10 protein-coding genes, 1 tRNA gene and 2 pseudogenes are annotated in these 12,807 nt (G+C 55.2%); 2 read left to right on the top strand and 11 right to left on the bottom strand.

Going from position 1 to position 12,807, the window contains the following annotated elements; translation table 11 throughout:
• Positions 1–3 precede the first annotated feature (3 nt).
• From NMB40_RS03175 to NMB40_RS03130, 10 genes and pseudogenes are all read right to left on the bottom strand, one after another.
• Positions 4–480: a helix-turn-helix domain-containing protein gene (locus NMB40_RS03175; protein ID WP_494360120.1), complete on the bottom strand. Its 477-nt coding sequence runs from the start codon at positions 478–480 to the stop codon at positions 4–6.
• Between the two features lie 184 nt (positions 481–664).
• Positions 665–913, bottom strand: a pseudogene (locus NMB40_RS03170) (transposase); the annotation flags it as partial.
• An 88-nt stretch (positions 914–1,001) separates the two neighbouring features.
• A complete protein-coding gene (locus NMB40_RS03165) occupies positions 1,002–1,988 on the bottom strand; it encodes a hypothetical protein (RefSeq protein WP_494360119.1) in 987 nt (328 codons plus the stop codon).
• Between the two features lie 4 nt (positions 1,989–1,992).
• Positions 1,993–3,147: a hypothetical protein gene (locus tag NMB40_RS03160; protein WP_494360118.1), complete on the bottom strand. Its 1,155-nt coding sequence runs from the start codon at positions 3,145–3,147 to the stop codon at positions 1,993–1,995.
• A 225-nt stretch (positions 3,148–3,372) separates the two neighbouring features.
• A pseudogene (locus NMB40_RS03155) lies at positions 3,373–3,585 on the bottom strand (IS3 family transposase); the annotation flags it as partial.
• A complete protein-coding gene (locus tag NMB40_RS03150; RefSeq protein ID WP_494361029.1) occupies positions 3,572–5,086 on the bottom strand; it encodes a restriction endonuclease subunit S in 1,515 nt (504 codons plus the stop codon). The gene NMB40_RS03150 and the pseudogene NMB40_RS03155, both read right to left, overlap by 14 nt.
• Positions 5,087–5,238: 152 nt before the next feature.
• Positions 5,239–6,705 (bottom strand): type I restriction-modification system subunit M, encoded by a 1,467-nt coding sequence (locus tag NMB40_RS03145; protein ID WP_494360117.1) that lies wholly within the window; start codon positions 6,703–6,705, stop codon positions 5,239–5,241.
• Between the two features lie 32 nt (positions 6,706–6,737).
• A complete protein-coding gene (gene hsdR, locus NMB40_RS03140) occupies positions 6,738–9,128 on the bottom strand; it encodes an EcoAI/FtnUII family type I restriction enzme subunit R (RefSeq protein ID WP_494360116.1) in 2,391 nt (796 codons plus the stop codon).
• The gene (locus NMB40_RS03135) at positions 9,125–9,316 is read right to left on the bottom strand and encodes a hypothetical protein (RefSeq protein WP_494360115.1); all 192 of its coding nucleotides are present in this window, start codon (positions 9,314–9,316) and stop codon (positions 9,125–9,127) included. Before NMB40_RS03135 ends, hsdR begins: the two co-directional genes overlap by 4 nt.
• Before the next feature lie 1,195 nt (positions 9,317–10,511).
• The gene (locus NMB40_RS03130) at positions 10,512–10,808 is read right to left on the bottom strand and encodes a helix-turn-helix domain-containing protein (RefSeq protein ID WP_494360114.1); all 297 of its coding nucleotides are present in this window, start codon (positions 10,806–10,808) and stop codon (positions 10,512–10,514) included.
• 497 nt (positions 10,809–11,305) lie between these two features.
• Here NMB40_RS03130 and NMB40_RS03125 point away from each other — a divergent pair.
• Positions 11,306–11,398: transfer RNA gene (locus NMB40_RS03125), tRNA-Ile, on the top strand.
• Positions 11,399–11,593: 195 nt separating this feature from the next.
• Positions 11,594–12,100, top strand: coding sequence for a 3'-5' exonuclease family protein (locus NMB40_RS03120; protein WP_494360113.1), 507 nt, complete (start codon positions 11,594–11,596; stop codon positions 12,098–12,100).
• A 257-nt stretch (positions 12,101–12,357) separates the two neighbouring features.
• Here the strand turns inward: NMB40_RS03120 and NMB40_RS03115 are convergent, their stop codons facing one another.
• Positions 12,358–12,807 (bottom strand): hypothetical protein, encoded by a 450-nt coding sequence (locus tag NMB40_RS03115; protein WP_494360112.1) that lies wholly within the window; start codon positions 12,805–12,807, stop codon positions 12,358–12,360.

Raw genomic sequence — 12,807 nt, 5'->3', positions numbered from 1 at the left:
TTTCTAAAGTAGAGCTTCTGGCGTCAGCGGTACGGCACTCGACGGCTCTACTATCACCGTGGCGTAGCGATGGCCCTTCTGGATCGCGAATTCGTCCATTGCAAGAATACGGACTCCGGAAAGGTCAACCGGTCCCAGCGTCTGCTGCAAGTGCCTGAAATCAAGCGCTTTGACGGTTTTCCAGTCCAGCCCGTGCCATTTGGCTGTGGCATGGATCGAAGTGGTTGCGCACATCTGTGCAACGCTCTTTGCGAGTCGTTGCGTGACCCGGGAGTGCCGATCCAGCCAGTCCAAGTGTTCCAGCTTTGGCCCGCAACGAGGACAGGCCGCGCGCCGCCGCTGCACCTCCAACTCGACCGGCTCGTCGAATACGGGCAGATCACGGACGCGCCGGATCACATGGTCATGGATAGGGATGACCCACTTGGAACAACCGCTGCAGCGGCGCCTACGGCGTCCGTCGGGGAGCAGCGAAAGCACCAGCCACGAGACTCCACCACGAATCTCGCGTCTCCAATCATCCAGTCGATACCCCGCCCAGCCCCCTCCCCCCCCCCAACAACGGCATACAATCCAGCTTGGCCACGGCCGGCCCCAGTTTGTAGTCTCGACAACCACAATCTAGCGTGTCGGCCGTGAGCCTCTCCCCTCAGATGGGAGAAGAACCTTCTTTTAGGATGTCTCGCTCTTCAGTGACCCGGCGTAGCTCAGCTTTGAGGCGGCGCACTTCCGCGTTCTGGTCCTGCTCGACACGCCGGCCAACATCGCCTTTGCCATGTTGCCGCTTCCAGCCGTAAAGACTGTGGATCGACACGCCCAGCCGCTAGGCAACCTCCGCTACCGGACGGCCGTACTCAACGATCTGCCGGACCGCCTCGATCTTGAACTCATCGGTGTACCGCTTCGTGCTCATAACCACCCCCGCCTAAGCCATAGTTTATGGCTGCAAGGTGTCTACGGAACCCTGAGCGATTCATAGGTACGCAAATCAGTCGACGCATTCAATGTCGATCGATAAAGTACTTCCCTTCCACCTCTTCCCTCATGCCTTGAATAGAATGGATGTATTTCAAAACATGAAAAGCCTCATCCTCTATATATGAAGCCAGATAGGAAATATTACCTTCAACGCTGTATCTATAATAACTATGAACCAAGGTGTTTCTAATATCATAGAGCATAGCCGACTTATTTGTGGCAAGATAATAATCTTCGTCTTTCAAGTCTTCAAATATACTCCTTGACACCGCAGCCAACGAGGAATCATTCTGATCCCTGCCCATCTCAGCATACAGAACCCCAATCAGCTTCCCCTCGGAAGAATAGTCTTCAATCTTCTTCCTGATGATTCCAAGATGGCTCCTAGATATCTTCAGATCGTTGACCTTCTTATAGAAGACCATCTCCATTGCAAGTTCATATACCTGATAGAAGAACATGAATCTAGCGTATCCGTTGCGCTCAGCCGGTAGTAGATCATGTACTAGAGCCTTAAAGAAGCCCACGGAGCAATCGAAATCAAAGCCTCCAGAAACTTTCAGATTGGGCTCCAAATGCATCTTGTTTTCGACGCCCACTACAGAATGACGCCCAAAGTATGGATACAGCCCATACAGCATGAAAGATAAAGATAGCTCTCCGTCGGATTTGATGCCCGCCTCAACAAGAAGGCGTTTACTGTAAACCAGAACATAGATGCTCTCGTGAAGCTCCTTACCCTCCAGGAACTTCATCGCCTCATAAACGTGTTTCCTGAAGTACTTATCCTCGAAATACTCGTGCTCTGAGGAAATCATGGAAATGACGGGGATAAGCCATCCAATCCGCAAATCCGACTGCGCGCGTACAAAGACTTGCGAAATCTCCTTTTCATCAGGAACAGATTTGGTGTACAACCTCACACCGTACTCCGCCTGCACTTCTGGAAGCGAGTCCACCCTGTAGGCCGAAGGAACGCTTTCATTCGAAATCCTTACTAGCTCAACCATGACATCAGACCTCAGCCATGGCGCGATTTTTAGCCCTCTCCAAAGAATCGGAAACCACTAAAAATGAACTACCATCACGATCAAATAGATACTTGAAGAACAGCTTGAAGAAGATCCGCTGCCCGTTACCAATCTTCTTAGACTCACCGCGAATGTCATCCAAGAACTTATTTATACGAAGTAGATCATCGTCTGCAAATTGCAGATCAGGGACGATGCCTTCAATATCACCAAGCCCTGCAAAAGATCCAGCCGCAATTAGCTCTGCAACGGCGGCACCAAACCCAGTCAACGGTTGACTCTTGTTGAAAATCTTGTAAACCTCGCGACCAAAGGGGTTAGCCGCCGTACGCATGTCATCGTCTACTTCAGCAGGATAACTCCAGCCCGGGAAGCGATTTTCAAAGGCAAGAGACAAAGATCGATATGACTTCAGAAAGTCAGAGAATTCAATCTTCTCAGAGCCCTCGTCGGAAATGAACTTAATAGTTCTTACCGTCTGGAGAATGTCAAACCTGTCAATAGGGAGCTCATTCTTTTCCAGGAATGATGTGTAGCCCTCGATTAGGTCCGAGAACCTATACATGTCGATAGAGCGCACAGACGCCTCATCAACTTCTCGCAGAATCTGAACACCATCCATCCCACCTTCTGCATACTTTGAGAAAAGTATCTCCAGTTGATGGCGGAGGGTCATAGGCGTTTGCCCAGTATTCAACGTTAGCATTCGATACAAGATTCCTGTATCGCTGATTGAAAGATAAACCTCAACCCTTATAAGATACTTATTCTGAAGGGCATCAAAGTGCGCCTGGTTGTTGGCATAAACATCCATTATGGATAGCGACCTTTGCAACCCATCCAAAATCTTCAAGTTACCATGATCAGCCAAAACCTCTTCCAATCGATCCTGCGGCGATCTTTCCGGATCCAACTCTGACGTGGACGCCAGAACAATGGGAGGGATTATGCACTCTTTGAGCAGATCCTCCTTCAGAAGATTATATATACTGCCACTCTTACTCACCCTGTTTCGCTGATACGGGTTGTTGTTTATTATATTCGCAGCAAGCTCGGCGTACGTCGCAATATCCATAACAAATTGAATATTTTGCGAGTTAACCTTTTTATCAAACATCACCAAGGTAATTTCTTTCATAAAACCTCTGTTTGGAACAAAAGCACATGACTTAGCATACCACTTTCCCTCCAATCAAAAGCGGCTTGAGCTGCCGAACGATTTGGCCTTCAAGCCCGTCTGCACCACACGCTTCATCTAATCTAATTACTCGCTCGATGCCAAGTGGCGGCCATCCCACTCCACAATAGCCACGCGCCCTGTGCGCTTTGGGGGCTGACTCCCTCTTTGCTCTAAGCAACCTCATCATTGAAAGGCACTTGTTTCGAGGTGAATCGCACAGGGTTTTGTGGATAGTCGTAAGTCGTTTAGTGCGCACTCCTTCTCGAACTCCACCCGGGACAGCCCGTCGTTGAAACTGCGCCGGCGTTTTGGGTTGTAGACCAACTCGATGTAATGGAAGACGTCGGCTCGTGCCTCGCCGCGATTGGTGTAGATCCTCCGCTTAATACACTCTCGCCATCACTGCACCAAGAAGCTCGGTTTGCTTGCCTTGGGCGGTATCAATGCCCTGTTCCAGCGTGTCACAGAGGTGCATCAAGGTGTCGATGCGAGTGACGATGCGCTTCTGCTCCGCTAGTGGCGGCAACGGAACCGACAATTTTTCCATGCGCTCTTTGGTCATGTGAAGCATGGCGATGCCATTACCGGAGCTTTTGATTGCCTCAGTTTCATTCATCAAGAAGTTATAGAGAAATCGTTTGACCGGCGAGCCTTCAACAAAGAATCGCAACTTCCAGATGTGGTAGTGGTAGATGACGCGCTCACCATCCCAAATGAACGGCCCGAACGAAGCCGACCATGCGTAGATCAAATCGCCGCGATCGATGTACTTGTCATCTTCGAGCTCAATATTCGAGTAGTACCAGTGCTTCGATGTAAACAAATTCCCGACGCGAAGCACTGGGGTTCCCTTATCCAGCAGCTCGTTCTGCTTATAGGCACGACCGTTCAACACTTCGACGAGCTCACCAAACCGCACCCACTCCCATCCTGCCGGAATCGCGTAAGGCTTTTCGGCATTCTCAATCGATTTCAGCGGCTTTGGTGTGCGAATCCTCCCGGCTTTCACCAGCGCGGCCTTCTTTGCCGCAATCTGTTTCAGCAGCTCTGATGCCGGCACATCGCTCGCATCTTGCGACACCAGCTTGCCCATCACTGCCGATTGCAGAATTGCTTTGCGGAGTTCGGCAACGTCTTCGCGAGTGCTGATTAGTGTGGCGAAGTGTTCGCCCAATAGCACGGCAGCGGCATCGTCGCCGGCCAGCCACTGGCGCACGGCGGCTGCGCCGGCTCCGCGGCGTTTGGAATCTTGGGCTGAGCGCAGAGATTCGAGTTTGTCGCAGCGAGACATCAGCTCGTCGATGCGAGCGACAATGCGCCTCTGCTCTGCCAACGGCGGCAATGGAACTACCGTGGCAATAATTTTTTCTCGGGAGATATTGGGCTGTGCAGCACCCGCACCTTGTGCGATGAAATGCGGCTTCAATGACGAAATCAGGTTAAGAAGGTATCGCTCATCGATCTTCGTGAAGGTTTGACAAGCACAAACCGCCTGATTCGTTGTTGCCTCTATGTCCAGAATCCCAACTTCGCCGATGTTTGCACCGTACATAGCAACCAAGACGGAACCTTTTGGATTCAGATGTAACGAACATTTCTGCAATGCAAGTGGCGTGATGCTTTCTTCCGTTGCAATGATGCGACCTTGCTTCACCTCACCTGACTTCACCCAAGGAATTTTTTCTCCGTAATACTTGCTGTTCGTACGACTTGGTGTTGTGCCAGATTTCCAAACGCCGATTTCACCCAGCCGCACCCACTCCCAGCCCGCCGGAATCCCATAAGGTTTTTCGGCCTCCGCAATCGGCTCCAGTGGTTTGGGAGCACGGATCTTCCCGGCTTTCACCAACGTGGCTTTCTCCGCCGCGATCTGCTCGAGCAATTCCGCCGCCGGCATATCCGTGGGATCTTGCGGCACCAACTTACCCTGCATCGCCAGCGTCAGAATCAGCTGACGCAAACGCGCCACTCCGTTCGGCGCGGTGAAAGCCACGTCGAATAAGGGCTCCAGCCACGCACCGCGGCCGCCGGCTTCGGCCAGCACTGCATTCATGCGCCGCGCTCCAATGCCGCCAGCAAGGTCGCCTTTAGGGCTTGCTGAGCAGCCTGCACTTGGACCGAGAGTTGCTGGTATTCGGCCAGCAAGTCTTCCGGCTCGGCGTGGATCACATCGACTTGGTGCGGGTTCTTGCAATCCAGATTGTAGTTCCGCGCCTCAATCTCAGCCGCACTCAGCCTCCACGCTTGCTCGGTGGTCTTTCGGCCTTTGCGCGTCGATCCACCCCACCACTTCTTTTCCAGGTCGAACTCGGCGATTGTCAACGGCTTGCTGCGCGAATAGCTCTTGTATCCCGGCGGATAGGGATGCTCGAAGAACCACACATCTTTCGTTGGGCCGCCCTTGTCGAAGAACAGAATATTGGTAGCGATGCTGGTATAGGGGGCGAACACACCCTTGGGTAGACGCAAGATGGTGTGCAGGTTGAAGTCCTGCAGCAGTTCGCGTTTGAGCGTGGTCTTCACCCCTTCGCCGAATAGAAAGCCATCAGGCAGAACTACCGCCGCGCGACCCGTATCGTGCTTGAGCAGGTGCATGATCAGCGCCATGAACAGGTCGGCGGTCTCGCGGGTTTGGTGCTTGGCCAGAAAGTTCTTCTCGATGCCGTCTTCTTCCATCCCGCCAAACGGTGGATTGGTGATGATGATGTCCAGCCGCTCGCGCGGGGAATAATCCTTGTAAGGTCGACTCAAAGTGTTGTCGTGTCGGATATTGGTTGGCACGTCGACGCCGTGCAGCATCATGTTGGTCATGGCCAGCATGTGCGGCAGGGGTTTCTTCTCCACGCCGTGGAGGTTGTCCTGAAGGCGCTCCTGATCGTCAGGAGTCTTCACCTGCTTCTTCAAATGCTCGATGGCACAAGTGAGGAAGCCCCCGGTGCCACATGCTGGGTCCAGAATGCTTTCACCCAGTTGTGGGTTTAGCACGTCCACCATGAACTGGGTGACGGCGCGTGGGGTGTAGTACTCACCGGCGTTTCCCGCCGATTGCAGGTCGGCGAGGATTTTCTCGTAGATGTCATTGAACAGATGGCGGTCGCTGGACGAGTTGAAGTCCACGTCCTCTTCGATCGTGTTGACGACCTGCCGAAGCAGGGTGCCCGACTTCATGTAGTTGTAGGCATCCTCGAACACCGCGCCTACAACCTTGCCCTGGCGGGACACCCCAGCACGCGTAGCCAGCGCCTTCAGTGAAGGAAACAAGTCGTTGTTAACAAAGTCGATCAGCTCCTCGCCCGTGATGCCTTCTGGATCTTTGGCCCAGTTGCTCCAACGGAAGCGGCTCGGCAGCGGGGAACGATAGTTGGGTTGGATGGCATCCCATTCCTGCTCCTTGTCGTCAAAGATCTTCAGGAACAGTAGCCAGCAGATCTGACTGATACGCTGGGCGTCGCCGTCGACGCCCGTATCCTTGCGCATGATGTCCTGGATGGACTTGATAAGCGTGGTAATGGTCATGTTGCGTGGGTCTTTTTGAATGAGTCAGCGCATCAGGCGCTATAAAGGACTTGTTCCAACTCAGCCAAGGCCAGTTGGTATTTTTCTTTGCCGCCGAAAGCACGAATTAGCTCGATTGGTGTACCGAGCTGATTGATCGGGGCAATGCTGAGGATTTGCGACTCTTCAATTGGCCCGACGCCTTCGTCGGCGTACTTATCCAGCAGGGCCTCGAGCACGCTCCGAGCCCGTTCGCCGTACTTGCCGAAGTAATTCCGCTTCTTCACGTTCTCGGCGCGCTCAAGGCGTGTTAGCGGGGGCTGGCCCCAAGCCACATGGCAGAGCAGATCGAAAGGGTCGTAGCTCTTGCCGACTTGCCCTACCTCCTCGGCAAGGGCATCGAAGAACACACCCTGCTCGGCCAGCTCATCGATCACCACTTGCTTCTTCTGTGCACCATTCCAGCGCTTGAGGAAGTCACCGAGGCTAGCGAATTCCTTGCCGACGGTCTTGCGCGTGTAGTCCTTCAGCGACTCGGTGATCAGCCTACCGTTGGCGTCGAAGTACTGCACACGTTCAGCCAAAACGTTGACCTCGACGTTGGCGACCACATAGCGTCGTGGCTTGTCGTGTTCGTCGCCGTCGCTAACAGGCTGGGGATTGTAGCTGAAGCCTTGCGGGTAGCTGCCATCGGGATCGAGACTGGGGTCTGCCGTGTTGGCGCCGTCGATAGGCGTGGACTCCGGCGGCACGATGGGGTCGTCCCCTTTGGGTTCGTAGATCTGCACAGGGTCGCCATCGAAGGCCGGGTCAGCGAAAAGCTCAGTGGCTTTCTTGAAATCGAGAATGGTGAACCAGTACTTGCCGTAGTCCTCGTTAATACGGGTGCCACGGCCAATGATTTGCTTGAACTCGGTCATGGACTGTATGCGCTGATCCAGCACTACCAACTTGCAGGTCTGCGCGTCTACCCCGGTGGTCATGAGCTTGGAGGTGGTGGCGATAACCGGATACTTGCTCTCGGGGAAAATAAAATTATCCAGCTCCTGCTTGCCTTCCTCGTTGTCGCCGGTGATGCGCATCACGTACTTTGAATTCAACGCGACCAGGTCGGCATTCTCGTTCACTAGCGCCTGACGCATGCGTTCCGCGTGGTCGATGTTGTCGCAGAACACGATGGTCTTGTCGAAACGGCTACTGGCTTTGAGGTAATCGGTTATCTTCTTCGCCACAAGCCGGGTGCGCTGTTCCAACACGAGATTTCGGTCGAAGTCCCGCTGGTTGTAGATGCGGTCCTCGATCTCATTGCCGTGCTTGTCCAACATGCCCTTGTCCGGCCGCCAGCCGGTCAGGTCCTTGTCGATATCGATGCGCACCACCTTGTATGGCGCGAGGAAGCCATCTTCGATGCCTTGTCGTAGGGAATAGCTGTAAACCGGCTCTCCGAAGTAATCGGTGTTGGAAGCGTCCTTAGTTTCCTTCGGCGTGGCGGTCAGGCCAATCTGGGTGGCATTGGAGAAGTATTCGAGGATCTCGCGCCAGGCGGAATCCGCGGCTGCACTGCCGCGGTGGCATTCATCGATCACGATCAGGTCGAAGAAGTCCGGGCTGAACTGCTTGTAGATGTTCCTCTCTTCCTCGGTGCCAGTCACCGCTTGGTACAAGGAGAGATAGATCTCATAGGACTTGTTCGCCTGGCGCTTGACGATCTTGGTCATCGCCGGACCAAATGGTTTGAAGTCGTTGGTCATGGTCTGATCGACCAGGATGTTGCGATCGGCCAGGAACAGGATTCGCTTCTTGGCTCGCGACTTCCACAAGCGCCAGATGATCTGGAAGGCGGTATAGGTCTTGCCGGTGCCGGTGGCCATGACCAACAACAGGCGCTGTTGCCCTTTGGCGATGGCCTCGATGGTCTTGTTGATTGCCAACAGCTGGTAGTAGCGCGGGGTCTTGTTGCTGCCGTCGCTGTAGTAGTCCTGGGTGACAACCTGCTTCTGGGCCTCAGTCAGGCCCTGGTGCTCCGCCCAGAGCTGCCACAAGACTTGCGGGCTGGGGAATTCGTGCAGGGCCAGTTCGCGTTCGATTACCCCATCCTTGGCGATGCGGTTATGGAACAGGAAGCCATCACCATTGCTGCTGAACACGAAGGGGACTTGCAGCATCTCGGCATAGGCCAGCGCTTGCTGCATACCATCGCCCAAGCTGTGCTTGTTGTCTTTGGCCTCGATCACTGCAATCGGCTGGCCAGGCTTATGGAACAACGCGTAGTCGGCGCGCTTGGGCTGGGCACGGGTATGCATTTGCCCGCGCACGATCACGCGCCCCTTGGTCAGCGGGAACTCCTCCCTGATCTGGGTTGCGATGTCCCAGTTCGCCTTTTCAAGGGCCGGGGTGATGAACTTGGTACAGATGTCCCGCTCGGACAGGGCCTTCTTGTTCACGCCGTCCCCGCTTTGCCCTTGGCGGCCGGCTTGGCTTGGGTAATCCCGTGCTCCTGCGCATACTCAAGGATCAGGGATTCGATCATCGAAGCGGCCGAACGGCGCTCACGCTCGGCGGCCAGCCGGAGCAGATCCTTGATCTCCGTCGATGTACGGATCGACAGGGTCTCGTTCTTCAGACGCTTCATGCGGCATCCCCAAAGCCGAAATGTACTGCCAATGTACTGCATTTTGAGCGTACACCGCAATAGGAGGCGATCAACCGTCCGACGCCAGGAGCAGCACGCTAAAGCAAGGCAGTCGCACCCATTAGGATCAGACCCGAATCAGCCCCTCTTCCGGACTTGGCGCGATCTCGTCGACGGGCCTCGGGAACTACCAATTGGACGGCCGCCTGCGGGGACAGGACGAGCGCCCCGTGAGGTGCGGGAACTCCATGACCTCCAGGCTGCGGGCCCCGGCCTCAATAACCGAGAGGCGCTGCTGCGGCCAACCCAACGTCGCAGCAAGGGCGGATTGGGATAGTCCTGCAGCTTGGCCGGTCCACACTGTCTCATTAGGATCCGAATCACTATCCTATGCCTGAGGAACGAGATCCTGCACCCCGACGGATGCCGCGAGTCGGCGTCCGTGCTGTGGACATGAGACTTTTCCCTCTCCCGCTTGGCGAATCAGACTCTAACTGCGCCCTAAGCCCAGATCGCGGAAGTTCAGCCCGCAGTTTGGTGTAACAGACTTCCTGTTGCAGTCCTAAGTTAAGTAGCACACATGGCACGCGACCTATGAGTAAATATTTCCCTCCGGACAGCCCGTCGTCTGTTCGAGCGAGAGCGACGGTATCGGCAGGGTGGCTCGATGCCGAGACGTTCGAAGCCTTTCTGACCCCAGATACCCTTGAAGGGCAAACGCTTAGCCAATTTAGGCAATCGGGCAGGATCCTTGGCGTATGGATTCCAGAGCAGGGAGGCTATCTCTATCCACAATGGCAACTGAGTCCTTCGAGGAAACCTCTGCCTGGGTTTGCCTACCTTCTTTCGCTTCTGCGCGGCTCATATGGTGTCGCACAAGGCCACGCGACATCCGGTTGGGAGGAAGTTGAGTGGCTAATCGCTCCGCATGCGCTGTTGGGCGGAGCCACTCCCTCCAAGATGCTAGCTGAAGACCCTGATCGCGTCCTAGAGGCAGCCAAGCAGGACTTTTCATCTTGGAGTGCGGGAGCGAACTGGTGACTGCGACAATGTCGCCGGCTACTTGACCGCTCTGTTGACGCACGTCTAAATCGAAGCCCGAGGCGCAGCAACCTCCCGCCCTAACGGATCACGGATTTGGTCGCCCTGCAATCGGCAAGAGGTGAGCCCGAGCCTCATGAACTTTATCTGGACACTACTCTGGTTCCGAGCTGATCCCGCGCAGTAGCAGCCAGGACCGCGCCGGAAGCGCGTCAAAGTCGACTAGCAGCTGCGACAACTGTTCCTGCTCCGGTAACCCCATAGCTCTACAGAGCGAAATGAACTCCACTAGGTCCAAACGCCGCTCGCCGCGTTCAATCTTGGAGGTCACCGCTTGCGAAGTGCCCCAGACCTTCGCCAGCTCGACTTGCGTCAGCCCGGACTCGAGTCGCATGCGGCGCAAGTGAGTAAGCAGCACCGAATAGGGATGGCGTTCGCTGAAACCTGACATCTTACTTGCCGGTTGGATGCCGGTAAGCTAGAGTCAGCGCTGAAATAGTCCAAAATGGAATACTGGCTCGAGGTACCCGCCCGGCCAACCGCCCCAATGAGTCCAAGCATTGAGCTACCCCTATCTGATGAGGCTTACCCCAGCCTCCTGTCGCGCCAAGTAGAGGTCGAGAGTGGCCTGGCTGACGCAGTGCACCGTCAGGCGGTCCAGGACATTCTTGATGCCCTCATGCGAGACATCCTGTCTGACGACTGCCCGCGGAATCTGCGCATTACTGATCTGCGTAGTGCGCTGCGCATCGTCCGTAGTGAAGGAGTCGCCATCCCAAAGGCTGCCTTGCTCGACGCCGGGACATTGCGCTTCTTCGTGACTCGCTACGAGTACGACGCCCCATAAAGCGGGGCTCACAGCCGAATTGATTGTGCTACGGTGACACTATGAATTTCCTGCACCTGTCGCCTGCCCGAATACCGGCGTGATCGCCCAAGAATGATCACGCCCCTGTAGCTCAATGGGTAGAGCAGCGGATTTATATCCCGTCAGCGCCAGATAAGCGGCAAGTGCCGGTTCGAGCCCGGCCAGGGGCACCACGCCAGCGCACAACTGTGCGGTCGTGAGATTTTCGACCGTGGGTTAGGTTCAACCTTAACAACCTGCAATGAACCCTGTCCGTTAGGGTCGCGCAAGATTGAACATCTCCCGAAGGAGCCCAGTGACGTGCACAACGTTCTGCAGCAGATCGGCCTGCACGCATTTTTGCATGCAGAGGAAGCAAGGTTGCGCACATGAGATTCTTCCTGGACACCGAATGGGCCGATGTACTCGGCGCCGATCTGATCAGCATCGGCTTGATTAGTGAGGATGGATCGAAACAGTTCTACGCAGAGCGCGACCCGCGGCCCCAGACCACAAGCGACTTCGTGCGCCATGTTGTTTTCCCGCTATTGGAAGGCGGCGCATGTCTAATGTCCGACAGGGAAATGACGACGGCCTTGCGAGCCTTTCTCGCTGATGCAGAATCACCCCGTGTAATTGCTGACTACTTCAACGACATCGCATTGTTGCAGTTCGTGCTTGCTGGATTCGAGCTACCAGACGAACAGGTCGACGCGTGCGGCCCGTTGCCGGACTTCGAGACCCAATTGGCAGACGACCTTGGTCTCAGGATGGCCGTTGAGGGGTGGTTTTCTAGCCATGCCGAGCACCAGGAAATGCGGCATCACGCGCTGGTGGATGCTAAGGCGCTACGAATAGGTTGGCTGGCGTACTCTGACAGCCTGCCGCCGGCGTAGGCGGGCGCCAGCGTTCGGAGGTCGAAGCGACACTACTTAGCCGGCGCTCAGCCTCCAACTACCGGTGTTGGCAGCCGCTTGGCTCCAGCCCGGCCACTTGTAAGGTCTTGGCCTGGTGATAGGCCACCGCCGAATTTTTCTCACCAAGGCGCCGACGCGTCAGGTGCGAGCTCGACTGGAGAGAATCGGGTATCTGGGGGCTTATGAGTGGCAGGACATTCTGGCCTAACCGGACACAGATCGAGACGGCCACAACTCTACTTGCGCCCGGCCGAACTTTTCTTCAGTGAGCGAGTTCTGCCAGATCGATTGACTTCCGGTAAGGGCTTGTCCCAAGCGAGGATGTCCATACGGACATTGTTCGAATACGCGTTGTATTGCCAGCGGCGAAACTGATCAAGCAAGAGGCTGTTTGACTCCTCGAGTCGCTTTACCTGCGCTTCAAGGTCGGAGACGCGACGATTTGCAGCGTCCATCGTGAAGTCTCTGGGAAGAGCGTCTCGGGTTTCCCGCAGATCCTTCTGGCGCTGCTGAAACCGCACTTTGATGGCGGGGTATAGGTACATCGTGTGCTTCGAGATAGAGGGAACATTCAGCACCTTGGCAACACGATCGCAAAAAAGCGGCCAGGTGAGCTTGCCTTCCCAACGATCCAGTTCACGCATGACCTTGGGTAGTGTGGCTTTGGTGATGATCTTCTTAGGCAT

Source organism: Stenotrophomonas sp. FBCC-B152 (assembly GCF_059134105.1).
Note: the sequence above shows the minus strand (reverse complement) of the source record. Positions and strands in the feature narration are given on the sequence as shown.

Excerpts from the sequence above, each read along its gene's own strand:
- NMB40_RS03165 (WP_494360119.1), bottom strand. The coding sequence starts at position 1,988 with ATGGTTGAGCTAGTAAGGATTTCGAATGAAAGCGTTCCTTCGGCCTAC.
- NMB40_RS03160 (WP_494360118.1), bottom strand. The coding sequence starts at position 3,147 with ATGAAAGAAATTACCTTGGTGATGTTTGATAAAAAGGTTAACTCGCAA.
- NMB40_RS03150 (WP_494361029.1), bottom strand. The coding sequence starts at position 5,086 with ATGCCGGCGGCGGAATTGCTCGAGCAGATCGCGGCGGAGAAAGCCACG.
- NMB40_RS03145 (WP_494360117.1), bottom strand. The coding sequence starts at position 6,705 with ATGACCATTACCACGCTTATCAAGTCCATCCAGGACATCATGCGCAAG.
- NMB40_RS03135 (WP_494360115.1), bottom strand. The coding sequence starts at position 9,316 with ATGAAGCGTCTGAAGAACGAGACCCTGTCGATCCGTACATCGACGGAG.
- NMB40_RS03130 (WP_494360114.1), bottom strand. The coding sequence starts at position 10,808 with ATGTCAGGTTTCAGCGAACGCCATCCCTATTCGGTGCTGCTTACTCAC.
- NMB40_RS03120 (WP_494360113.1), top strand. The coding sequence starts at position 11,594 with ATGAGATTCTTCCTGGACACCGAATGGGCCGATGTACTCGGCGCCGAT.
- NMB40_RS03115 (WP_494360112.1), bottom strand. The coding sequence starts at position 12,807 with ATGCCTAAGAAGATCATCACCAAAGCCACACTACCCAAGGTCATGCGT.